At 36.2% G+C, this 22,452-nt stretch carries 25 protein-coding genes; 22 read left to right on the top strand and 3 right to left on the bottom strand.

Annotated features, from left to right (window positions below; all coding sequences use genetic code 11):
• The first annotated feature begins 103 nt into the window (after positions 1 to 103).
• The 15 genes from AC0OM3_RS06345 to AC0OM3_RS06415 all read left to right on the top strand — a co-directional run bounded on the left by AC0OM3_RS06345 (position 104) and on the right by AC0OM3_RS06415 (position 12,034).
• Entirely contained in the window at positions 104 to 448 is a 345-nt protein-coding gene (locus AC0OM3_RS06345) for a Na-translocating system protein MpsC family protein (protein ID WP_000039582.1), read from the top strand.
• Positions 449 to 464: 16 nt separating this feature from the next.
• Positions 465 to 1,262, top strand: coding sequence for a formate dehydrogenase accessory sulfurtransferase FdhD (fdhD, locus tag AC0OM3_RS06350; protein WP_000802676.1), 798 nt, complete (start codon positions 465 to 467; stop codon positions 1,260 to 1,262).
• 20 nt (positions 1,263 to 1,282) lie between these two features.
• Positions 1,283 to 2,299 (top strand): GTP 3',8-cyclase MoaA, encoded by a 1,017-nt coding sequence (gene moaA, locus AC0OM3_RS06355; protein WP_000844116.1) that lies wholly within the window; start codon positions 1,283 to 1,285, stop codon positions 2,297 to 2,299.
• A gap of 191 nt (positions 2,300 to 2,490) precedes the next feature.
• Positions 2,491 to 3,270, top strand: coding sequence for a formate channel (locus AC0OM3_RS06360; protein WP_002164134.1), 780 nt, complete (start codon positions 2,491 to 2,493; stop codon positions 3,268 to 3,270).
• Positions 3,271 to 3,294: 24 nt separating this feature from the next.
• A complete protein-coding gene (locus AC0OM3_RS06365) occupies positions 3,295 to 4,311 on the top strand; it encodes a molybdopterin-synthase adenylyltransferase MoeB (protein WP_000785256.1) in 1,017 nt (338 codons plus the stop codon).
• 17 nt (positions 4,312 to 4,328) lie between these two features.
• Positions 4,329 to 5,636 (top strand): molybdenum cofactor synthesis domain-containing protein, encoded by a 1,308-nt coding sequence (locus AC0OM3_RS06370; RefSeq protein ID WP_199696878.1) that lies wholly within the window; start codon positions 4,329 to 4,331, stop codon positions 5,634 to 5,636.
• Positions 5,617 to 6,081: a molybdopterin synthase catalytic subunit MoaE gene (gene moaE / locus AC0OM3_RS06375; RefSeq protein WP_000529378.1), complete on the top strand. Its 465-nt coding sequence runs from the start codon at positions 5,617 to 5,619 to the stop codon at positions 6,079 to 6,081. The genes AC0OM3_RS06370 and moaE overlap by 20 nt, the downstream gene beginning before the upstream one ends.
• Positions 6,082 to 6,085: 4 nt before the next feature.
• Positions 6,086 to 6,322 carry a molybdopterin converting factor subunit 1 gene (moaD, locus tag AC0OM3_RS06380; protein WP_474211223.1) on the top strand — a complete coding sequence of 79 codons (237 nt, stop codon included), beginning with the start codon at positions 6,086 to 6,088 and terminating at the stop codon, positions 6,320 to 6,322.
• Positions 6,323 to 6,394: 72 nt separating this feature from the next.
• On the top strand, positions 6,395 to 7,444 hold the full coding sequence (locus AC0OM3_RS06385; RefSeq protein WP_000957516.1) for a P-loop NTPase: 1,050 nt from the start codon (positions 6,395 to 6,397) through the stop codon (positions 7,442 to 7,444).
• 15 nt (positions 7,445 to 7,459) lie between these two features.
• Positions 7,460 to 7,684, top strand: a complete 225-nt coding sequence (locus AC0OM3_RS06390) for a hypothetical protein (protein WP_000752373.1) — start codon at positions 7,460 to 7,462, stop codon at positions 7,682 to 7,684.
• 42 nt (positions 7,685 to 7,726) lie between these two features.
• On the top strand, positions 7,727 to 8,125 hold the full coding sequence (locus tag AC0OM3_RS06395) for a nucleoside triphosphate pyrophosphohydrolase family protein (RefSeq protein ID WP_000367298.1): 399 nt from the start codon (positions 7,727 to 7,729) through the stop codon (positions 8,123 to 8,125).
• A 168-nt stretch (positions 8,126 to 8,293) separates the two neighbouring features.
• A complete protein-coding gene (locus AC0OM3_RS06400) occupies positions 8,294 to 8,542 on the top strand; it encodes a DUF1294 domain-containing protein (protein ID WP_000871325.1) in 249 nt (82 codons plus the stop codon).
• A 92-nt stretch (positions 8,543 to 8,634) separates the two neighbouring features.
• Positions 8,635 to 9,576, top strand: coding sequence for an EamA family transporter RarD (gene rarD / locus AC0OM3_RS06405; protein ID WP_474211190.1), 942 nt, complete (start codon positions 8,635 to 8,637; stop codon positions 9,574 to 9,576).
• Between the two features lie 79 nt (positions 9,577 to 9,655).
• Entirely contained in the window at positions 9,656 to 10,081 is a 426-nt protein-coding gene (locus AC0OM3_RS06410) for a divergent PAP2 family protein (RefSeq protein ID WP_000447824.1), read from the top strand.
• A gap of 99 nt (positions 10,082 to 10,180) precedes the next feature.
• On the top strand, positions 10,181 to 12,034 hold the full coding sequence (locus AC0OM3_RS06415) for a terpene cyclase/mutase family protein (protein WP_474211191.1): 1,854 nt from the start codon (positions 10,181 to 10,183) through the stop codon (positions 12,032 to 12,034).
• 73 nt (positions 12,035 to 12,107) lie between these two features.
• Here the strand turns inward: AC0OM3_RS06415 and AC0OM3_RS06420 are convergent, their stop codons facing one another.
• Complete coding sequence (locus tag AC0OM3_RS06420; RefSeq protein WP_001035808.1) at positions 12,108 to 12,257, bottom strand: YfhD family protein; 150 nt, start codon at positions 12,255 to 12,257, stop codon at positions 12,108 to 12,110.
• Between the two features lie 285 nt (positions 12,258 to 12,542).
• Between AC0OM3_RS06420 and fabG the strand changes: the two genes are divergently transcribed.
• The gene (gene fabG / locus AC0OM3_RS06425) at positions 12,543 to 13,283 is read left to right on the top strand and encodes a 3-oxoacyl-ACP reductase FabG (protein ID WP_000395038.1); all 741 of its coding nucleotides are present in this window, start codon (positions 12,543 to 12,545) and stop codon (positions 13,281 to 13,283) included.
• A gap of 50 nt (positions 13,284 to 13,333) precedes the next feature.
• Here fabG and dhaS read toward each other — a convergent pair whose 3' ends face one another.
• On the bottom strand, positions 13,334 to 14,818 hold the full coding sequence (gene dhaS / locus AC0OM3_RS06430) for an aldehyde dehydrogenase DhaS (protein WP_474211192.1): 1,485 nt from the start codon (positions 14,816 to 14,818) through the stop codon (positions 13,334 to 13,336).
• Between the two features lie 272 nt (positions 14,819 to 15,090).
• On the opposite strand from dhaS, the gene AC0OM3_RS06435 reads away from it, so the two are divergent.
• The 6 genes from AC0OM3_RS06435 to AC0OM3_RS06460 all read left to right on the top strand — a co-directional run bounded on the left by AC0OM3_RS06435 (position 15,091) and on the right by AC0OM3_RS06460 (position 21,597).
• Positions 15,091 to 15,369 carry a YhdT family protein gene (locus AC0OM3_RS06435; RefSeq protein ID WP_474211193.1) on the top strand — a complete coding sequence of 93 codons (279 nt, stop codon included), beginning with the start codon at positions 15,091 to 15,093 and terminating at the stop codon, positions 15,367 to 15,369.
• A gap of 3 nt (positions 15,370 to 15,372) precedes the next feature.
• Positions 15,373 to 16,806: a sodium/pantothenate symporter gene (gene panF / locus AC0OM3_RS06440; RefSeq protein WP_001104823.1), complete on the top strand. Its 1,434-nt coding sequence runs from the start codon at positions 15,373 to 15,375 to the stop codon at positions 16,804 to 16,806.
• 68 nt (positions 16,807 to 16,874) lie between these two features.
• Positions 16,875 to 17,861, top strand: a complete 987-nt coding sequence (locus tag AC0OM3_RS06445; RefSeq protein ID WP_003302260.1) for a nucleoside hydrolase — start codon at positions 16,875 to 16,877, stop codon at positions 17,859 to 17,861.
• A 115-nt stretch (positions 17,862 to 17,976) separates the two neighbouring features.
• On the top strand, positions 17,977 to 19,086 hold the full coding sequence (locus tag AC0OM3_RS06450) for a serine hydrolase (protein ID WP_474211194.1): 1,110 nt from the start codon (positions 17,977 to 17,979) through the stop codon (positions 19,084 to 19,086).
• Positions 19,087 to 19,169: 83 nt separating this feature from the next.
• Positions 19,170 to 20,696 carry an argininosuccinate lyase gene (gene argH, locus AC0OM3_RS06455; RefSeq protein ID WP_157407009.1) on the top strand — a complete coding sequence of 509 codons (1,527 nt, stop codon included), beginning with the start codon at positions 19,170 to 19,172 and terminating at the stop codon, positions 20,694 to 20,696.
• Between the two features lie 67 nt (positions 20,697 to 20,763).
• Complete coding sequence (locus AC0OM3_RS06460; protein WP_000615485.1) at positions 20,764 to 21,597, top strand: GNAT family N-acetyltransferase; 834 nt, start codon at positions 20,764 to 20,766, stop codon at positions 21,595 to 21,597.
• Between the two features lie 35 nt (positions 21,598 to 21,632).
• Here the strand turns inward: AC0OM3_RS06460 and AC0OM3_RS06465 are convergent, their stop codons facing one another.
• A complete protein-coding gene (locus AC0OM3_RS06465) occupies positions 21,633 to 22,382 on the bottom strand; it encodes a (S)-benzoin forming benzil reductase (protein WP_001271038.1) in 750 nt (249 codons plus the stop codon).
• Positions 22,383 to 22,452 lie beyond the last annotated feature (70 nt).

The following is a 22,452-nucleotide window of genomic DNA, read 5'->3' on the forward strand; positions in this document are numbered from 1 at the left end:
GAACCTTTTCGCCCAAATGTTTGTACGAAATAGTTTGGGCGGAAGGCTCATTTTGGTAAAATATATAATAAAGTAAAATGAGGTTTGTGGGAGGTATAATGGTATGTCAAAAAAAGTACATGAATTTAATGATATGATACGAAAACTTCGAAAGGAACTTTTCGGAAAAGGGCCAGAACGAATTCATACTGTTTTTGCAGAAAACATGGCGATTGCGACTCTTTATGGAAACTTAACACCTACTGAAAAATTCATTTCAAGTACGATGGACGGTGCGGAAATGGTTCATATGGCTAGAACGAAAATGATTCAAGAAGTATATGCTGCGAATTCCCGTGAACATTTGGAGGAACTTGTTGGAGCGAAATTAGTGAACCTATTTTCAGATATGAAAGTAGAAGAAGATATTGCAGTTTCGGTATTTGTTTTTGATAAAAATATAACGTGAGAGAAGGATACTGATCGTGAAACCGATACAGGTAGAAAGAGAAATCTTTCGTTATGAACAAGGGGCGTTTAAACATATAGAGGACAGCATTGTAACAGAGTTTCCAGTCACGATTAAAATGAACGGACAGGAGTTTGTTACAATGGTTAGTACTCCAGAATATATAGAAGATATGGTAATAGGCTTCTTAGCATCTGAAGGAATCATTCGAAAGTATGAAGATATTGATGACATATGGGTACAAGAGAAAGAAGGATTTGTACATGTCACGACGGCAAAAGTAAATCCGTATTACGAACAAATGCAAAATAAACGATATATTACGTCTTGTTGTGGTATGAGTAGGCAAGGGTTTGTTTTTGCTAATGATGCACTAAGTGCAAAAAAAATGCAGGGTGTCCATGTACAGGTTGCGGCAGAGGATTGTTTTCGGTTAATGAAAGAAATGCAGCAATCTGCGGATACGTTTCATCATACTGGCGGGGTTCATAATGCAGCTTTATGTGATGTGAATGGTATTATTTTAAGCCGAATGGATATTGGTAGGCATAATGCACTGGACAAAATTTACGGTTATTGTTTAAGAAACGATATTTCTATAAAAGATAAAATCATTGTTTTTAGTGGTCGTATTTCTTCGGAAATATTATTGAAAGTTGCAAAAATCGGTTGTGAAATTATACTATCAAAATCAGCTCCAACTGAGTTAGCTTTGCAACTAGCGGAAGATTTAGGTATTACGACAATAGGATTTATTCGGAATCAATCCTTAAATGTATATACGCATCCAGAGCGTGTTTTAAATATAAAATAAGTAAAAGCGAGGCAATAAATATGAAATCTGTCACATTAGACAAGTTACAACGTCCGTTAAAGGATTTACGTATTTCAGTTACCGATCGCTGTAATTTTCGCTGTCGATATTGTATGCCAGAAGAAATATTTGGTCCTGATTACTCGTTTTTGTCTAATGATAAAATTTTATCTTTTGATGAAATTGAAAGGATAACTCGTATTTTCGTTTCTTTAGGTGTGAGAAAATTACGAATTACAGGCGGAGAACCGTTACTTCGAAGAGGGCTTCCAAAGCTTATTGAGCGGCTTCATAAAATAGATGGTGTGGAAGATATCGGTTTAACAACCAATGGATCGTTACTTAAAAAGTTTGCTCCTGATTTATATAAGGCGGGACTATCACGTGTAACAGTTAGCTTAGATTCCTTAGAAGAAGAGCGGTTTTTCTATTTAAATGGTAATAGGAGCAAAGTACAAAGGGTTCTGGAAGGAATACAGGCTGCTGCTGAAGTTGGTATGAAAATTAAAATAAATATGGTCGTTCAAAAAGGGAAAAATGAACAAGACATTTTGCAGATGGCGCAATACTTTAAGGAAAACAGGCATATTCTTCGTTTTATTGAGTATATGGACGTTGGAAATTATAATGGTTGGGATTTAAAAGAGGTCGTCTCTAAACAAGAAATAGTAAATACAATTCACAAAGTGATGCCGTTAGAACGGATAGAAGCAAATTATTCTGGTGAAGTGGCTACTAGGTATCGTTATATAGGAAGCGATGAGGAAATAGGTATTATTTCATCGGTAACAGATTCTTTTTGCTCCTCATGTACGAGAGCTCGTATTTCTGCAGAAGGAAAATTATATACCTGCTTATTTGCTTCTAAAGGAAATGATTTAAGAGAATTGCTTCGTTCTGAACATACAGATGAGGACATTACAGATGTAGTACGCGATATATGGAATAATAGGGAAGATCGTTATTCAGATGAACGCTTAAATCATACAAATAAGAAAACAATACCTAAAATTGAAATGTCACATATCGGTGGTTAATATATAAAGCTAGCGTCATAGTGAAAAATGGAAAATTTACAAGAGTTGTGGATTTTCTATTTTATAGTAAAAGTGATGATTGATATCTCTGTAAAAGATGTGCAGAGAAATTAAGCAGCATTCAAAAACCTTTATTTTGAGGAGGTTTTTTGAAGCTGCTTTTTTATTTGGAGAAAATGGAGGAATGGGTAATGGCATTTCATAAGCCGGAACAAATTGCTGAGCTTGTCATTGAGGCCGGTGTTCAAAAAGTAAGACAGACATTGCCAGCGATGCTTATTCTCGGTTTTTTAGGAGGAGCGTTTATTGCGATAGGTTTTTTACTTAACATTCGAGTTTTAGGGAATTTACCTGAGCGCTGGGGAAGTCTAGTTAATGTTTTAGGAGGGGCAGTATTTCCTGTTGGACTCATGCTCGTAGTATTAGCAGGAGGAGAATTAATTACGGGAAATATGATGTCACTGTCTATGGCGCTTTATGCAAAGAAAATTACATTGATAAGTGTACTGAATAACTGGGTTTGGATTACTCTCATGAATTTTATTGGGGCAATTTTCGTTGCGTATTGCTTTGGACATCTTGGCGGATTAACAGAGGGAGAGTATTTAAATAAAACGGTAGCGATAGCGGAAGGGAAGTTACATGAATCATTTGGGAGAACTTTAATTTTAGCAATTGGTTGTAATTGGCTCGTTTGTCTTGCTCTTTGGCTTGCTTACGGGACGAGTGATTTTGTCGGAAAAATCATCGGAATTTGGATTCCAATTATGGCATTTGTAGTCATTGGATTTCAGCAAGTAGTAGCAAATATATTTGTCATTTCCGCTGTTATTTTTGCTGGTCATCTAACGTGGATGGATCTGGCTAAAAATTTTGTTCCTGTTTTTATCGGAAATGTAATTGGAGGAGCTGGGTTTGTTGGTTTTGCTTACTTTGCTTGTTATCAGAAACAACATTCTAATATGAAATAGAGTTCTTGAGAGGAAGGGTATGTAATGGCTGATCGGTATTCACGACAACAGTTGTTCAAACCAATTGGGAGTAAAGGACAAGAAAAAATTCGAAATAAACATGTGTTAATTGTAGGAGCAGGCGCATTAGGAAGTGCAAGTGCCGAAAGTTTCGTACGTGCAGGTGTTGGCAAGTTGACGATTATTGATCGTGACTACGTTGAATGGAGTAATTTACAAAGGCAACAATTGTACTCTGAACAAGATGCGATAGAGAAAATGCCGAAAGCAATTGCTGCAAAAAATCGGCTAGAACAAATTAATTCGGAAGTACAAATACATGCTTTCGTAATGGATGCAACTTTAGAAAATATGGAAGGTCTATTAAAAAATGTAGATGTAATCATTGATGCAACAGATAATTTTGATATTCGTTTTGTAATAAATGATTTATCACAAAAACATAATATTCCGTGGGTATATGGTTCTTGCGTTGGATCGTATGGTATGAGTTATACAATTATTCCGCAAGAGACACCGTGTTTACATTGTATGCTGAAAAATATTCCTGTTACAGGTGTGACATGTGATACCGCTGGAATTATTAGCCCGACTGTACAAATCGTCGCAGCATATCAAGTGGCGGAAGCACTCAAAATTTTAATAGAAGATTTTTCAGCAATTAGAAAAACATTTTTCATGTTTGATATATGGAATAATCAAAACCATTTTATAAAACTAGGAAAAATAAAAACAGACGCTTGTCTCTCATGCGGTTTGAATCGAACTTATCCTTATTTATCATACGAAAATCAAACGAAAGCAGCTGTTTTATGCGGAAGAAATACAGTTCAAATTAGAACAGTAGACAATAGGAAATACAATTTTGATGATATAGAAAAAGTATTAAAAAAACTGGGAAAAGTAGATCGGAATCCGTATTTACTATCTTGCCAATTCGATGATTACCGCATCGTTTTTTTTCGGGATGGTCGTGTTTTTATTCATGGTACAAATGATATTTCGAAAGCGAAACAACTATATTATCGCGTATTCGGTTAATAGAGAGGGTGTCAACAATGGAAAGAAGAGTGCCAATTACGGTTGAAGAAGCTGTTCGTAAAGTGATGGGATTTGCTCATAAAGGCTTAAAGGAGCTATTACCAATTGAATTAGCTTACGGACGTATATTAGCAGAGGATTTAGTAGCTGACCATGATGTACCGTCATTTAATCGTTCGCCGTATGACGGATTTGCTATTCGAGCAGAAGATACTAATTTAGCAAGTTATGAAACGCCAATTGTATTTGAAGTAGTGGGTGAAATTGGTGCAGGAGCGCTATTCCATGAGAAAGTAGGTCCGTTTCAAGCAGTTCGAATTATGACGGGAGCACAAATTCCGACTGGGTGTGATGCGGTTGTTATGTTAGAGCTGACTCGTCAATATGAGAAGAATGGCAACAATTATACAGAAGTGAAGCGATCATTCAAAACGGGCGACAATATTTCTGTTCAAGGTGAAGATGCTCGTAAAGGAACAGTTCTTGCAAAGAAAGGATCGTACATTAATCCAGGTATTTCAGCTCTTCTTGCTACATTCGGTTATAGTGAAGTACCAGTTGCGAGAAAGCCTGTAATTGGACTGTTAGCGACTGGGAGTGAATTACTGGATGTCAATGAGTCATTACAGCCAGGGAAAATCCGAAACAGTAATACGTATATGATATTGTCTCAAATCCGAAGAGCAGGCGGAAGAGTAAAATATTTTGGGAAGTTTAGTGATGATTTTAATACGTGTTTTACAGCTGTGAAAGAAGCGCTTGGCCAAGTAGATATGTTAATTACAACGGGCGGTGTATCAGTAGGAGATTATGATTATTTACCAGCTATTTACGAAAAGTTAGGTGCATTTGTTCTTTTTAATAAAGTTGCAATGCGACCAGGAAGTGTTACGACTGTAGCACAATTAAATGGCAAGTTATTATTTGGTTTATCAGGAAATCCATCAGCTTGTTACGTAGGGTTTGAATTATTCGCAAGACCGTGTATTCGGACGTATATGTTTAGTGAAAAAGTACATTTAAAAAGAGAAAAAGCGTTATTAGGAGAAGATTTTCTAAAACCGAATCCATTTACAAGATTTGTACGAGCAAAATTGACATATAACGAAGGTCAGTTAATCGCTTATCCATCAGGGTTTGATAAATCTAGCTCAGTTTCTTCATTGGCAGAATCAAACGCGTTTATCGTATTGCCGGGCGGGACAAGAGGATATAAAAAAGATATGTTTGTCGATGTTCTTTTATTAGAAGATAACGAAGGTAGTAAATGGCCTTGGACATTTTGTAAAGGGAGAGGTGGTTCTAATGGGACAAGCGCTATTTGAAATTGTAGATATACCGATTGTAGTTGAAGAAGTAACGAATAAGGTTGCAAGAAGAGAAGCAGGAGCAATTACAACATTTATTGGTACGGTGAGAGAATTAACAAAAGGAAAAAGAACGCTACATTTAGAGTATGAAGCATATAAGCCGATGGCAGTAAAACAACTTATGAGAATTGGTGGAGAAATTAGTGGGAAATGGCCGGACGCAAAAGTAGCAATTACGCACCGTGTAGGGCGGCTAGAAATAATGGATATTGCAGTAGTCATTGCAGTTTCATCACCGCATCGTAAAGTAGCTTATGAAGCGAATGAGTACGCGATTGAACGTATAAAACGAATCGTTCCAATTTGGAAAAAAGAATTTTGGGAAGATGGAACGATGTGGGTTGGAGATCAACTTGAAAACACACCATATTCAGAAGGAAAACCAAAGAAGGAAGAATGAGAAAATGATTACAATTTTACTGTTTGCAAATTTGCGTGAGGAAGTTGGATTGGATCGATTAGTGATTTCAGAAAAGCAAGAAATGACAGTGCAGCAATTAAAAGAATGGTTCAAAGCCAGCTATTGTTTACAAACGCTGGATAAAGTGATGGTGGCTGTTAATGAAGAGTTTGTAATGAATGAAGATATGATAAAAACTGGAGATATAGTCGCATTAATCCCGCCCGTTAGCGGGGGATAATAAGTTTTTTCACCAGATGAAGCGCCAAGAAGATGTGGTATATAAATTAGAATAAGAGAAGGGATGAGTTCTATGCTTACTCAAGAACAAATAATGAATGCATTAAAACATGTAGAGGATCCAGAGTTACACAAAAGTGTTGTAGAATTAAATATGGTTAGAAATATACAAATGAACGGAACAGAGGTTAAACTTGAAGTAGTACTAACAATCCAAGGTTGTCCGTTAAAAGCAAAAATTCAACAAGATATTGAAGAATCACTTTACGCAATTGGTGTCTCTAAAGTGGAGGTAATATTTGGCTCTATGACACAAGAAGAACGTGCATCTTTAACAGAGAAGTTAAAGAAAAATACTAGAACAGAAACTGGTATGCCGAGTATGCTTCGCCCGGATTCAGGAGTACGTTTTATTACTGTAACGAGCGGAAAAGGCGGAGTTGGAAAATCAACGGTGACAATTAATCTTGCAACTGCACTAGCTCGTATGGGCAAAAAAGTGGGGATATTAGATGCAGATATATATGGTTTTAGTATTCCAGCTATGATGGAAACGAATAAGAAACCAACGATGATTGATCAAACGGCAATTCCAGTCATTAGTCACGGTGTTAAAATCATGTCGATGGGATTCTTTACAGAAGGAAATAACCCAGTGATGTGGCGCGGACCGATGCTAAATAAATGGATTCAAAATTTCCTTGCGAATACGCACTGGGGAGAATTAGATTATTTATTACTTGATTTACCACCAGGTACAGGAGATGTTGCCATTGATGTTGCGGCAATGGTTCCGCAAGCGAAAGAAATAATTGTTACAACTCCGCACAATGTAGCTTCATTCGTTGCTTCAAGAGTCGGTGTAATGGCAAAACATACGAAGCATGAGATTTTAGGTATTGTGGAAAATATGGCTTATTATGAAGAACAAGATGGATCGAAAAATTATCTCTTCGGAAAAGGCGGCGGCGAAATGCTTGCAGAACAATTGCAAACAGAAGTAATTGCCAAAATACCTTTTGCGAAACGTGAAGAAAATAATGGTTCATCTGTATATGATGAAGATTCTCTTGTTGGAGAAGTGTTTACATCGTTAGCTGAGGATATTATTTATAGAGGATAGAGGGGGAAGTTTAGTATGGCATGTAACATTGATCATTCTATTGAAGATGTGATGAATAAGCTTGAAAGTCAAAAGAATTTTTTACCTGAAGGGATTTTTAAAGAGTTAAAGAATTTTTTGCAAGGTACTCATTCACAGAAATTATTAAATGATGTTTTTCACCTCCTAAAAAAGTATGATTTAGTCAGTGAGGAAGAACGAGAGACGAGAAACGCACAATTATTATACATTTTGAATTAAGTACTCTTTGGCTTTAGAATTTTTTCAGAAGGGGTGAATGTGATGGATATGAAAAAGATGATTGAAACGATAGAAGTAACTAGAGTGACTGACGAGGAATTATCGATTTCGAATTTACATCCAAAGCTTGTGAAGTTGTATAGTCAAAAAGATAGTGCAGAGTATACGAAGCTATTAAAATATATTTTATCATTATCCGTGCAACTGAAGCTGAATCTCGTATTGAAATATTTTGGTGTACGTCCCATTGTTGCTGCAGACGAGCGTATGCAATTTCAAGAGATATTTAAATGTTTAGCTAACAAAGATGATAATGGCGAATGGTTTCTAAATTTCGTTTCTTTATACGTAGGGTTAATCGTAGTTCTTTATTTTGATGAAAAAGAGATTGAGAGAAGTTTTTTCGATGATATGGTAGTGGGTGAAGGGAATGAAATATAAGCTTCTGCTCATAACATCTTTTTGTTTAATTGCTATAACTGCGATTTTAATTGGTTATATAAATATGCAAGTAATGAATTAAACTAGTTTGATAAAAAGCGTTCTTCAGTTGTTTCCGTCGTTTTTTCGTGCTACTATTAATCGAATTTTTCATAAGGAGAGAAAGCGATGAAATGGATTTATTTTATTATTATTAATGTTATAGCTTTTAGCCTTATGGGGCTTGATAAACGAAAAGCAAAGAAGAAACAGTGGAGAACGCCAGAAAGTACGTTGTTTTTATCAGCGGCAGCTGGGGGAGCAGTTGGAGCTTGGATTGGTATGTATATGTTTCATCATAAAACTCATAAAAAGAAATTTGTTTTCGGCATACCGTTACTTGTTGCAATAACGGTATGTTTATTATTCGTTGTATGAGAAATGTCGAAAGAAATGCAGATTGATTATTGGTAAAGTGAGCATATGAGAACGTATAATGGAGAAAAAATGAGAAGAGGAGAAAAAGGAAGATGGGGAGTCAATCAGCAGAGCAAAAAAAAGGGATACTATATGCGGCTGGTGCTTATACGATGTGGGGTATTCTGCCGATTTATTGGAAATGGATTGAAGAAGTTCCTGCAGATGAAATATTAGCACACCGCATCGTTTGGGCGTTTGTTTTTATGTTACTCGTATTAGGTGTTACGAAGAGATTTCGCCAGTTTATTGGGGAATTTGTGAATCTTTTTAAACGACCTAAATTATTAATGTCATTAACAATAGCTTCAGTCTTGATTAGCGGAAATTGGTTTGTTTACATATGGGCTGTTAATCATAATCATGTTATTGAAGCGAGTCTTGGCTATTATATTAATCCGCTTATTAGTATTTTACTTGGTACAGTCGTTTTAAAGGAAAAGTTAAACTTTTGGCAATATGTTGCAGTTGGTTTAGCTGGAGTAGGAGTTGTCATTTTAACAGTACGTTTCGGATCTATTCCGTGGGTTTCTCTTTCACTTGCCTTTTCATTTGGATTATACGGATTAACGAAAAAATTGTTAAACTATGATGCGACAATCGGGCTTACGATGGAAACGATGTTAGTGACGCCGTTTGCAATCATTTACCTTGTTATAACAGGCGCACATGGTTTCGGCTCATTTGGATCTATTTCCATGTTATCAACGTTACTTTTAATAGGAGCAGGCATTGTAACAGCATTACCACTATTTTATTTTGCGAAAGGAGCGCAACTTATTCCACTTTATATGGTCGGATTTTTACAATATATTGCGCCAACAATTAGCTTAATTTTAGGTGTATTTGTATTTGGTGAACATTTCACAGCTACACATATGATTGCATTTTTCTGTATATGGGTTGCTTTATTTGTATTCTCGGTAGCGAAGACAAAGTTCTTAGTGCAGAAACAACCGAAATTTATAAAAAATAAATCAGCAAAAGTATCATAATGCGTAGTATTTTCTACGCATTTTTCTTTATACTGATACTATATAGGATTTCCATTATAGCTAGTAGGGAGCTGAGAACGTGGAAACAATTTTACATAACGATCCGCTTATGGCTGCTGTACTTTCATGGTTTTTAGCACAATTAACGAAAGTAGTCTTTAAATTAGTCAAAACAGGTGAATTTGATTTTGCAAAGTTTTTTGCTTCAGGTGGGATGCCAAGTTCTCATGCTTCAACAGTTACAGCGCTTGCTACAGGAGTTGGAGTTGTGGAAGGTGTGGAAAGCTCGATGTTTGCGGTTGCTGCTATTTTTGCCATTATAGTTATGTATGATGCTTCAGGAGTAAGGCTTGCAGTAAGTAAACAAGCAAAAATATTGAATGAGTTTTTTCACGGTAGAGAAACAGAATATAAGAAGTTAAATGAACTTGTTGGGCATACACCGTATGAAGTAGTAGTCGGTGCTTTATTAGGGATTATTGTCGGAGTAGGATATTGTTTATGAGCAGAACATTTTATATGTTCTGCTTTTCTTTGTTTTCATACATATTCAGCTATCTTTTTGAATATCGTTATACGGATTTCGAAAGGGTGGGTGAGTAACTTGTTATTATATGAAAAAGTGCATGAAGAAATAGCGAGAAGAACAACTGCACTTCAAACAATGCAACGGCAAGATGGTACGTGGCGGTTTTGTTTTGAAGGAGCTCCACTAACAGATTGTCATATGATTTTCTTATTAAAATTATTAGGTAGAGATAAAGAGATAGAACCGTTTGTAAAAAGATTAGCATCACTCCAAACAAATGAAGGAACATGGAAATTGTATGAAGATGAAGCGGGGGGGAATTTATCTGCTACAATTCAATCTTATGCTGCCTTACTTGCATCGGAAAAATATACAAAAGAAGATGCGAATATGAAGCGAGCGGAAATGTTTATAAATGAGCGCGGTGGGGTAGCGCGTGCTCATTTTATGACGAAGTTTTTATTAGCGATTCATGGAGAATATGAATATCCTTCTCTCTTTCATTTGCCAACACCAATTATGTTTCTGCAGAATGATTCCCCTCTCAGTATTTTTGAACTGAGTAGCTCAGCACGTATTCATTTAATTCCGATGATGCTTTGTTTAAATAAAAGATTTCGAGTAGGGAAAAAGTTATTGCCAAATTTAAATCCCATTGCAGGCGGGGGCGGAGAATGGTTTCGGGAGGACCGGTCTCCGGTTTTTCAAACATTATTAAGTGACGTGAAGAAAATTATAACGTATCCACTTTCTTTGCATCATAAAGGATATGAGGAAGTAGAACGTTTTATGAAAGAGCGTATTGATGAAAATGGAACATTATATAGCTACGCAACTGCCTCGTTTTATATGATTTATGCTTTACTTGCATTAGGACATTCTATTCAATCACCAATTATTGAGAAGGCTATAACGGGAATCACATCTTATATATGGAAGATGGAGAGAGGGAGCCATTTGCAAAACTCTCCATCAACTATATGGGATACAGCTTTACTCAGTTATGCTTTGCAAGAAGCTCAAGTTCCGAAAGCAAGTAAAGTGATTCACAATGCATCAGCATATTTACTAAGAAAACAGCAAACGAAGAAAGTAGATTGGAGTGTACATGCACCGGATCTCTTCCCGGGGGGGTGGGGCTTTTCGGATGTGAATACGACGATTCCAGATATTGATGATACAACTGCTGCGTTAAGAGCATTGGCGCGAAGTAGAGGGAACGAAAATGTAGACAATGCTTGGAAGCGAGCTGTTAATTGGGTTAAAGGATTGCAAAATAATGATGGTGGTTGGGGGGCTTTTGAAAAAGGGGTAACGAGCCGTATATTAGCAAATTTACCAATCGAAAATGCAAGTGATATGATTACAGATCCTTCTACACCAGATATTACAGGAAGAGTGTTAGAATTTTTTGGGACGTATACGCAAAATGAATTGCCCGAGAAACAAAAACAAAGTGCGATAAATTGGTTAATGAATGTACAAGAGGAAAATGGATCGTGGTATGGGAAATGGGGAATTTGTTATATATATGGTACGTGGGCTGTTATGACAGGTTTACGGTCATTCGGAATTCCATCTAGCAATCCATCATTAAAACGAGCAGCTTTATGGTTTGAACATATACAGCATGAAGATGGTGGCTGGGGAGAATCTTGCCAAAGTAGTGTGGAAAAAAGATTTGTTACTTTGCCGTTTAGTACACCATCCCAAACAGCATGGGCGTTAGATGCCCTCATTTCTTACTATGATAAAGAAACGCCAGTTATTCGAAAAGGTATTTCATATTTGCTCTCCAACTCTTATATAAATGAAAAATATCCTACTGGAACAGGTTTACCAGGTGGGTTTTATATTCGTTATCATAGTTATGCTCATATATATCCGTTGCTTACTTTGGCTCATTATGCAAAAAAATATAAAAAATAAACCGAGAGATGTCTCTCGGTTTATTTTGTTGGGTAGTAGGTCCCTTTTGAAAAGAATAAGGTTGTGATGTACCTTATTTTTCGGTTGATTGGCGCTTTTGACGTGCATCAGCGGCATTTGCACGTGCGTTTGCTTCTAAGTCATTGTGGTCAGCGAGTTCGCGAGAGAACTCAACATCAATGCCATCAGTAGCTTTGTTTTGTTTGAAATTTTTTTTGTTCATTCGACACAATCTCCTTGCACTTTATCCCGCTTTAATGGGCAGTAAGACCTCACCTCAAAATTCAGCGAAAGTAAAGAAGTTAGGTGGGGGTCGGGCTGCCCATAAAAGTCCGATTGGTGAGGGCTAATAATCAGTGGGGGATGAAGAAAACCCCCACTGATTAAAGTTTCACTTTATGCGACGTTGCAAAGTTAGTTTGACACAAATAGACTTTTTTATACAAAGAGGAATTGGAAAGTAAAAAGCCGAAATATACAGTATAAGTAATAGAAATGGGGGATAGGGATGGAGTTTTTAAACGGGAAAACAGCTGTTGTAACAGGAGCTGCACAGGGAATTGGAAAAGAGATTGCAAGGGTTTATGCAAAACTAGGGGCGAAAGTATTAATTAGCGATGTAAATGAAGAGAATCTACAAAAAACGACACGTGAGTTATCAGATGAAGGATATGAAGTGTGCTCATATCGATGTGATGTAAGTAATCAAAATGAAGCGAAGTCGTTAATTGAATATGCGGTTCAAAAATTTGGTACATTACATATTTTGGTGAATAATGCTGGAATTACAAGAGACGCAATGTTACATAAAATGGAGAAGTCTGCTTGGGAACAAGTGTTACAAGTAAACTTAACTGGAGTTTTTTATTGTATGCAACCAGCGCTTCTTTACATGAGACAACAAGGGTATGGGCGCATTATTAATATATCTTCAATTAGTAGAGAAGGAAACATAGGGCAAGCAAATTATGCGGCTACAAAGGCAGGAGTTGTAGGTTTAACGAAAACGGCAGCGAAAGAAGTTGGAAGTTTCGGTATTACTTGTAACGCGATTTGTCCGGGGTTTATGGATACAGATATGACAAAAACGATACCAGATAAAGTGAAAGAAAAGATGGTTGGCGCTATTCCAGTTGGTAGAATTGGAACGCCAGAAGATATTGCGAACGCAGCAGCCTTTTTAGCATCAGAATACGCATCCTATATTACAGGTGAAGTATTAAATGTGAGCGGAGGACTGCAAGTTTAAAGGAATACATAATGAAAAGAACCTGACCAGGTAGGTCAGGTTCTTTCTCATTAATTTAAGTTAAGCCAAACGCTCTTCACTTCTGTATAGTTATTTAATGCGTAAGATCCCATTTCACGGCCGAGGCCAGATTGTTTAAATCCTCCAAATGGAGATGCTGCATCAAAGACGTTATAACAGTTTACCCATACTGTACCTGCACGTACTTTACTTGCAACATAGTGTGCAGTTTTAACATTTTCTGTCCACACACCAGCAGCTAAACCAAATTGCGATTTATTTGCACGTTCAATTACTTCATCAATATCGTTAAACGGTATTGCAGAAATAACTGGACCGAAAATTTCTTCTTTTGCGATCGTCATTTCATCATTTACGTCAGCGAATACTGTAGGAGAAACGAAGTAGCCTTGATCGAATGGATTACTTCCTCCGCAAAGTACTTCAGCGCCTTCTTCAATCCCTTTTTCAATGTAGCCCATTACACGTTTTTGTTGTTCTTCGGAAACGAGAGGACCAATTGTTGTTTCAGGGTTAAGACCGACACCTTGATTTAGTTTTTTAGAATAGAGGACGAGATCAGCCATGACATTATCATACATTTTCTTCGGAATAAATAAGCGTGATCCAGCAGAGCATACTTGCCCTTGGTTAAACATAACACCAGAAAGGGCACCAGGAATCGCGCGAGATAAATCAGCATCTGGCAAGATGATATTTGGTGATTTACCGCCTAACTCAAGTGTAACGCGTTTTAATGACTCAGATGCTTGTCGCATAATTTGTTTACCGACTGGAGTAGAACCAGTAAATGCAATTTTATCAACGAGTGGATGATTAACAAGTGCTTGTCCAGCTGATTCACCGAATCCAGGAACAATATTAATAACACCTTTCGGGAATCCAGCTTCTTCAATTAATTCAGCTAAGTATAGAGCTGATAGTGGAGTTTGTTCTGCAGGTTTTAAAATGATTGTACATCCTGTAGCAAGCGCTGCTCCCATTTTCCACATCGCCATAAGAAGAGGGAAGTTCCAAGGGATAATTTGACCGACGACACCAACAGCTTCATGGCGTGTATAGTTAAAGTAATTACCGGAAACAGGGATTGTTTGACCAACGATTTTCGTAGCCCAGCCAGCATAATAGCGCATATGTTCAATTGCAAGTGGTATATCTGCTGCCATTGTTTCACGGATTGGCTTTCCGTTATCTAACGTTTCGAGCTGTGCAAGCTCTTCTTTATGTTCTTCCATTAAATCAGCTAACTTGTACATGAGACGGCTTCGCTCAGCAGTGCTCATACGAGACCAAGGACCTTCGTCAAAAGCCATGCGAGCTGCGACTACAGCTTTATGAATATCTTCGCGACCAGCTTCAGAAACGACAGCAAGTGTTTCACCAGTTGCTGGGTTTGGTGTTTTAAACGTTTTTCCAGAAGCGCTTTCAATGAAAGATCCATTCACATATAACTTTTTTGTACCTTGAAGAAACTTTTCTACCTTTTCATGAAGATTTACAGCTAGTTGACTCATTGTATAACCCCCTTGAAAATATAATGTAAACGCAGTACGAGACGGCGCTTATTCCGAAATCAAGGATGTGGAAACTAGATGGAAAGCCTCTAATTAAAATCATAATTAATAAATACTGAAAATTCAAATTTCATTTGTGTTACAATTGTAAAAAATATGTAATGTAACAGAATCTTCTATATGATTATAAAAAATCCTGCTTGTTTTGCTTTCTAGTAGGAAAAACTAGAAGAACAATGGTACAATAATACATCGTGAGAGGAGGGGGAAAAATGAAAGATTATCATGATGATCCACGCTTTCGAATAGCCCATAGAGAAGCGTTAATTGGTCTTGGACTTACTATTATTAATTTTATAATATGGTACGGATTCGCTTATGGGCTTGGTAGTAAAAATCCGAGTGAATATACATATGTATTAGGTTTTCCCGCATGGTTTTTTTATAGCTGTATCGTTGGATTTATCGTTATGGTTATTTTACTTAGTTTAGTTGTTCGTTTTGTATTTCAAGATATTTCACTCGATGAGGAAGAAAAAAGTGAGGAATAATAGATGAATTGGTATGTAATCATTCCAATGATAATTTCGTTTATCGTTGTATTTTTAATTGGTGTATATGCTTCAAGACGCGTTCAAGCAACTGCTCATAATAAATTTTTACAAGAATATTTTCTTGGTGGGCGTGAGCTAGGCGGTTTATTATTAGCGATGACAATGATTGCTACGTACGGTAGTGCAAGTAGCTTTATTGGTGGTCCTGGTATTGCTTACAATATGGGGCTTGGATGGGTATTGTTATCTGCGATTCAAGTTGTAACAGGGTATATCGTTTTAACGGTTATCGGTAAAAAGTTTGCAATTATCGCTAGGAAGATGGAAGCCATTACTCTTATCGATTATTTAAAAGGGAGATACAATAATAAAGCAGTTGTTATACTTTCAGCGTTATGTATTATTATCTTTTTATTTTCAGCGACAGTAGCCCAGTGGGTCGGTGGTGGACGATTAATCGAGTCACTAACGGGTCTATCGTACACAACAGCACTATTTTTATTTACTTTTTCTGTACTTGTTTACGTATTAATTGGTGGATTTCGTGCAGTCGCTTTATCAGATACATTATTAGGAATTATTATGTTAGTTGGAACGACAATCATTTTAATTGCTACTGTCATTGCTGGTGGTGGAATTGAAAAGATTATGCAGGAACTTGTTCAAATCAATCCAAATTTAATTACACCATTCGGAGCAGATGGCAGTTTAACGAAGTCATATGTGACATCATTTTGGATTTTAATTGGAATTGGTGTTGTAGGTTTACCGCAAATTAGCGTGCGTGCCATGTCTTATAAAAATTCAAAAGCTATGCACCAAGCTTTAATAATTGGAACAGTTGTCGTTGGTACAATTATGATCGGTATGCATTTAACAGGTGTATTTGCAAGAGTAGTACTTCCAGGTATAACGGTACCAGATAAAGTAATGCCGCTACTTGCGATGGAAGTGTTGCCACCTTGGTTAGCTGGAGTTTTCTTAGCTGCACCAATGGCAGCGATTATGTCTACAGTAAACTCGTTATTATTACTTGTAAGCTCGTCAATTATTAAAGATATATACGTAAATTACATAAATAAAGATGCAGCAGACAGTACGATAAAAAAAGGAAGTTTGTGGATTACTGGTATTGTAGGACTACTCGTTTATGCAGCGGCCATTAAACCACCAGATTTTTTAATATGGCTAAATTTATTTTCTTTCGGTGGATTAGAAGCAGCATTCATTTGGCCAATCGTATTAGGGTTATATTGGAGGAAAGGAAATGCAACAGGAGCGCTTGCTTCCATTTTCGTTGGAGTAGGTTCATATATGTGTATTCACCTTTTCTATCCAAATCCGTTTGGTATACATACAGTTGTCTTTCCGATTTGTTTTGCGTTTATCGCTTACATTATTGGAAGTATGAGTGCTGTAAAAAAAACTGTATAGGTTAGCTGGAGAACGTAGTCCTTATAGGACTGCGTTTTTTCGTATGAAATTGTTCTTTTTTATTCTGTATGCCAATTGTTATTCATAAATTAATAACAATTGAGGGGATGGAGTTGAGGTCGATGAAAAAAGTATTATTTTTAGGAGACCCAGGAATTGATGACTCTTTAGCAATTATGTACGGATTGTTGCATCCTGATATTGATATTGTTGGTGTGGTTACAGGATATGGAAATGTAACGCAAGAAAAGGCGACAAGTAATGCGGCATATTTATTACAGTTAGCAGGTAGGGAAGATATACCAGTTATTAATGGTGCGAAAATTCCTTTATCTGGAGATATTACAACGTATTATCCAGAAATACATGGGGCGGAAGGTTTAGGACCAATTCGACCACCGAAAAATCTTTCTCCAAATATAAAGCCTTTTTGTGAGTTTTTTGACATTCTTGAAAAATATAAAGGAGAATTAATTATAGTTGATGCTGGGAGGTCAACGACACTTGCGACAGCATTTATTTTAGAAAAGCCAATGATGAAGTATGTGAAAGAATATTATATAATGGGCGGTGCTTTCTTAATGCCTGGCAATGTTACACCAGTCGCAGAGGCGAATTTTCATAGTGATCCGATTGCGTCGCAATTAGTTATGCAAAATGCCAAGAATGTGACACTGGTGCCGCTCAATGTTACATCTGAAGCTATTATTACGCCAGAGATGGTAAAGTATATTACGAAACATTCTAAAACAAGTTTTAATAAATTAATTGAACCGATTTTTACGTATTATTATAAAGCTTATAGAAAATTAAATCCGAAAATAAAAGGAAGTCCAGTACATGACGTCGTTACAATGATGGTTGCCGCAAATCCTTCAATATTGGATTATGTGTATCGCCGTGTAGATGTAGATACAGTGGGAATAGCAAAAGGAGAAAGTATTGCAGATTTCCGTCCTCAACCTGATGCAAAAGCCTTAAAAAACTGGGTGCGAATTGGTTGGTCATTACATTATAAAAAATTCCTTGAGGATTTTGTGAAAATCATGACGTAGACATAATAGGAGTATACAAGTTAAAATAATGGAGATGGTTATTTGAATAACCATCTCCATTATTTTGTTTTTTAAAGATAGAGAGAAGAGTTACACAATAGGAGAGGAATTTTACTTGAAAAAAACTATAGTATGCGCAGTGATTGTGGGTATTTTCGTTTTGCTAATATCGGGTAACTTTTTAGTGAAAAAAGTGTGGAGTTCAAATAATGATGATGCACAGTATATTGCATCTTTTATTGAAGAACATAAAGATGAAAAAAATAGTGCACTTCTAGTAAAGAGAAATGATAAAGTTGTTTATTCTGTAAATCCAAATGTTGTATTACCAGTTGCTAGTACGATGAAATTGATTATAGCGCTTGAATATACGAAACAAGTTACGGAAGGGAAAATTGATTCTTCTAGTTTCGTTTCCATTAATGATGTGAATCGGTATTATGTACCGAATACAGATGGTGGTGCGCAAGATAGATGGCAAAGGTACTTGGAAAAGAAAGGAAAGATAACTGAAGGAGCGGTTTCTTTAGAAGAAGTAGCAAAAGGAATGGTTAAGTTTAGTTCAAATGCAAATGCTGAGTACTTAATGGAAGTGTTAGGATTAGATAATATTAATCGGAATTTACAAAGTTTATCACTTCCTGCACATCAACCACTACTTCCAATCGTTTCATCTTTGTATATCCCGGGATATTTGCATAAAGAATTACATGTTCCAAAATATAAAATAGAGAAAAAGTTAAAAGAAATGTCTCAAGAGCAATATCGTGAATATGCGATGATTATTCATGAACGCTTAAAGAAGAAGGGACCATTATTACAGAAGGAAATTCCGCTTTATTTAGAGGAACGTTACGACAAAATTTGGTCAGATAGATTACCAGCAGCTTCTGCAAATGATTATATGGTATTACTTCAAAAGGCAAACCATAAAGGTGGCTTGACAGAAGCTGAAGAAAAAGTGTGGGCAAATATCGTTGAAACAGACATGAGTGCCAAGAAATACCGTAAAACATTTAGACATGCTGGGCAAAAAAATGGTTATACGCCATGGACAGTTACAAAAGCAGTTTATGCAATGGATAAACGCGGGAACTGTACAGAAATAGTGTTCTTAGCAAATAATTTAAATGAAGATGACAGCGCAGAAATACGGAAACATTTAGCAAACTTACATTTTCAAGTGTTGCAAAGTGATAAGTATGATGCGACTTTTATTAAATAAACTCGGTGCAGAGAGCACCGAGTTTATTTTTGTGTACAAGCACTTTTTTCCTATCTCTGGGTATGATGGGTAGTAATACTTAGGTGAAAGGGGAAAAGGTGATGAAACAAAGTAAAGAAGAGTTTATAAAGAGCGAAGGCGCTGATTTCCCTGGGAAAACATACGTGAATTGCGTATTACAACATGTATTTGAGTTTCAACGAAATTACTTATTGAAAGACATGTTTCAAGTGCATAAAGCGCATATTACAATGCTGACGGAAGAAAATTTAATGAAAAAGGAAGAAGCTAAAGTTATATTAAACGCACTAAAAAAGATAGAGGGAATTCCAAAAGATCAATTGCTCTATACAGAGCAGCATGAAGATCTCTTTTTTTTAGTGGAACATTTAATTTTTCAAGAAGCGAAATGCGATTTTGTAAGTAATATGCATATTGGTAGAAGTAGAAATGATATGGGTGTAACGATGTATCGCATGAGTTTAAGGCGATACGTACTACAATTAATGGAACATCATTTGTTATTGCAAGAAAGTATGCTGCAACTTGCCGATGATCATAAGGAAACGATTATGACAGCTTATACACATACACAACCAGCGCAGCCAACAACATTTGGTCATTATACGTTAGCGATTTATGATACGATGCAGAGAGACTTAGAAAGAATAAAACGAACGTACACACTTTTAAATCAATCGCCAATGGGAGCAGCTGCTCTTTCTACAACAAGTTTCCCAATTAAACGAGAGCGAGTTGCTGATTTACTTGGATTTACTAATGTAATTGAGAACTCATATGATGCTGTCGCTGGAGCTGATTATTTATTAGAGGTTAGCTCGTTACTTACGGTAATGATGACGAATACGAGTAGATGGATTCATGATTTCTTACTATTAGCGACGAAAGAATATGATGGTATTACTGTTGCAAGGCCATATGTACAAATTAGTAGTATTATGCCACAAAAACGAAATCCAGTTTCAATTGAACATGCCCGTGCAATTACGAGTAGTGCTTTTGGAGAAGCATTTACAGTATTTCAAATGATTCATAATACACCATTTGGTGATATTGTCGATACGGAAGATGACTTGCAGCCGTATTTATATAAAGGAATTGAAAAGGCTATTCGTGTATTTTGCATTTTGAATGCAGTCATTCGAACGATGAAAGTAGAAGAAGAAACGTTGAAAAGTCGTTCCTATAAACATGCAATTACGATAACGGATTTCGCAGATGTTTTAACAAAAAACTATGAAATTCCATTTCGGCATGCTCATCATGTAGCAAGTGTTATTGCGAATATGTCATTGGAACAGAAAAAGGAGCTACATGAATTATGTTTCAAAGATGTGAATATATACTTACAAGAAAAATTTAAAATACAATTATTAGAAAAAGAGTGGGAAGAAATTATATCGCCAGAAGCATTTATTCAAAAAAGAAAGGTGTACGGTGGACCGAGTAAAAAAGAAATGGAGCGCATGATTAAAAGTCGAAAAGAGTCATTTTGGAAAGAAGAAGAGGTATTTGAAAAGGAAAAACAGAGAGTTTTACAAGTCGAAAATGATTTAAATATATTAGTTTCGTATATTATTGAATCGTAAAAGAAGGATTTAATGAATTAATCGCCAATACTTTAATGAAACTATAAATAGAGAGAAGAGATTGTCGATGATTCAATTACGTGTATATGAAGAGATTGTTAATTTTAAAGAAGCGGTTACACCATTTTTAGAAAAAAATGAACAGGAAAATAATCTCATATTAGGTGTATTACAAATGGTACAACAACCGATATTTATGGGGGTAGTAAAACAAGAGGAAGAAATTACAATTGTATTTCTTCAAACAGAAGAAAAGAAACAAATTATTGTTGCTACGTCTGAAATGGTGGGAGAGGCCATCGTGGAACTTGCAAAAAAATTAGCGGAAGTATATCCGAATGTTCCTGGATTAATTGGTAATAAGAAAATTGTACAGAGATTAGCGGAAGAGATTGCCGTGTTAGAAAATAAGAAAACTACTATTGCAATGGAGCAAGGTATATATGAATTAAAACAAGTGAAGAAAAAGTGGAACGGAGATGGAGTCTTTAAAGAAGTAAGTAGTGATGAGCTACCAGTAATAGAACAGTGGATATACCAATTTTGCGAAGAAGTGAATCTTCCTACTACAAAAGAAGAAGCGGAACAAACCGCACATATATTAATTACTAATCGTCGTCTATTTGGTTTAGAAATAGACGGAAAACTTGTTTCTGTAGCTGCAAAAACACGCCCAACTAAAAATAATATAACAGTTAATTTCGTGTATACGCCGAAAGAAGAAAGGAAAAAAGGATACGCATCTAATTGTGTAGCGGCACTTAGTCAACGTATGTTAGATGAAGGATACAAGACAACTACGTTATATACTGATCTAGCGAATCCGACATCGAATAAAATTTACCAAGAAATTGGTTATGAACAAATTGCGGAGTCTATGCTTATATTTTTAGAGAAGTAGAACAAAAAGGCATGCTAATCTAGCACGCCTTTTTGTTATTCATCAATTCTAATAACCTCGCCTTGAGGGAAGTCTTCAGTTTCTAGTAAGTTACGAATAGCTTTTGCTACATATTCAGGTGATAATAGTTTTCCTTCTTCTTTTAATGTGATGAAGCGGTCTAAATTTGTGAAGTCTTCTTTATTTGTTTCACGAATTTGTGCTTGCATATTTGTATCAACAACACCAGGTGCAAAAGCGACGATTTTTACTGGGTATTCTTTTTCCCCTTCTTCAGTCGCTACGCACTGTGTAAACATATTTACACCTGCTTTCGTTGTACAATAAGCGCCCCATCCGAAATAAGGATTTTTTCCTGCGCCAGATGAAATATTTATAACGCGTTTATCTACTTTCCATTCTTTCGTATGTTTCATGAAAGTAGATGTAAGAATCATAGGTGCAAGTAAATTAATGTGAACGTTCGTAATGAATTGTTCGCTTTCTGCTTTTTCAATTGGTTTCATAGGTGCGAGTGTACCAGCGTTATTAATTAAATGAATAGATGATACAGTGTCTTCTTGAATAGATGAAATGATTTTGTTAAAGTTCGTTTCTAAATTATGTACATCTTGAAGATCTAAGGAGTGGAAAACACAATTGCTATTATATTGCTGTGCAAGTTTCGTAAGTTCTTTATTTTCTCTTCTAGAAATAGAGATAATACTCGTGTTTTCTTCTAACAATTGCGCGGCGATAGCCTCACCTAAACCTTGTGAAGTTCCTGTTATAATAACATAGCGCATAGTGTAGTAAGCTCCTCTCATACGTGCGGAATTTTGTTGGACAAAGTACATTGCATAGTTTGTCTACATT

Source organism: Bacillus sp. FAU20 (genome assembly GCF_056033865.1).

Coding starts and splice junctions, on each gene's coding strand:
- AC0OM3_RS06345 (WP_000039582.1), top strand. CDS start 104: ATGTCAAAAAAAGTACATGAATTTAATGATATGATACGAAAACTTCGA.
- moaA (WP_000844116.1), top strand. CDS start 1,283: ATGAAATCTGTCACATTAGACAAGTTACAACGTCCGTTAAAGGATTTA.
- AC0OM3_RS06360 (WP_002164134.1), top strand. CDS start 2,491: ATGGCATTTCATAAGCCGGAACAAATTGCTGAGCTTGTCATTGAGGCC.
- AC0OM3_RS06365 (WP_000785256.1), top strand. CDS start 3,295: ATGGCTGATCGGTATTCACGACAACAGTTGTTCAAACCAATTGGGAGT.
- AC0OM3_RS06370 (WP_199696878.1), top strand. CDS start 4,329: ATGGAAAGAAGAGTGCCAATTACGGTTGAAGAAGCTGTTCGTAAAGTG.
- moaE (WP_000529378.1), top strand. CDS start 5,617: ATGGGACAAGCGCTATTTGAAATTGTAGATATACCGATTGTAGTTGAA.
- moaD (WP_474211223.1), top strand. CDS start 6,086: ATGATTACAATTTTACTGTTTGCAAATTTGCGTGAGGAAGTTGGATTG.
- AC0OM3_RS06385 (WP_000957516.1), top strand. CDS start 6,395: ATGCTTACTCAAGAACAAATAATGAATGCATTAAAACATGTAGAGGAT.
- AC0OM3_RS06390 (WP_000752373.1), top strand. CDS start 7,460: ATGGCATGTAACATTGATCATTCTATTGAAGATGTGATGAATAAGCTT.
- AC0OM3_RS06395 (WP_000367298.1), top strand. CDS start 7,727: ATGGATATGAAAAAGATGATTGAAACGATAGAAGTAACTAGAGTGACT.
- AC0OM3_RS06400 (WP_000871325.1), top strand. CDS start 8,294: ATGAAATGGATTTATTTTATTATTATTAATGTTATAGCTTTTAGCCTT.
- rarD (WP_474211190.1), top strand. CDS start 8,635: ATGGGGAGTCAATCAGCAGAGCAAAAAAAAGGGATACTATATGCGGCT.
- AC0OM3_RS06420 (WP_001035808.1), bottom strand. CDS start 12,257: ATGAACAAAAAAAATTTCAAACAAAACAAAGCTACTGATGGCATTGAT.
- fabG (WP_000395038.1), top strand. CDS start 12,543: ATGGAGTTTTTAAACGGGAAAACAGCTGTTGTAACAGGAGCTGCACAG.
- dhaS (WP_474211192.1), bottom strand. CDS start 14,818: ATGAGTCAACTAGCTGTAAATCTTCATGAAAAGGTAGAAAAGTTTCTT.
- AC0OM3_RS06435 (WP_474211193.1), top strand. CDS start 15,091: ATGAAAGATTATCATGATGATCCACGCTTTCGAATAGCCCATAGAGAA.
- panF (WP_001104823.1), top strand. CDS start 15,373: ATGAATTGGTATGTAATCATTCCAATGATAATTTCGTTTATCGTTGTA.
- AC0OM3_RS06445 (WP_003302260.1), top strand. CDS start 16,875: ATGCCAATTGTTATTCATAAATTAATAACAATTGAGGGGATGGAGTTG.
- AC0OM3_RS06460 (WP_000615485.1), top strand. CDS start 20,764: ATGATTCAATTACGTGTATATGAAGAGATTGTTAATTTTAAAGAAGCG.
- AC0OM3_RS06465 (WP_001271038.1), bottom strand. CDS start 22,382: ATGCGCTATGTTATTATAACAGGAACTTCACAAGGTTTAGGTGAGGCT.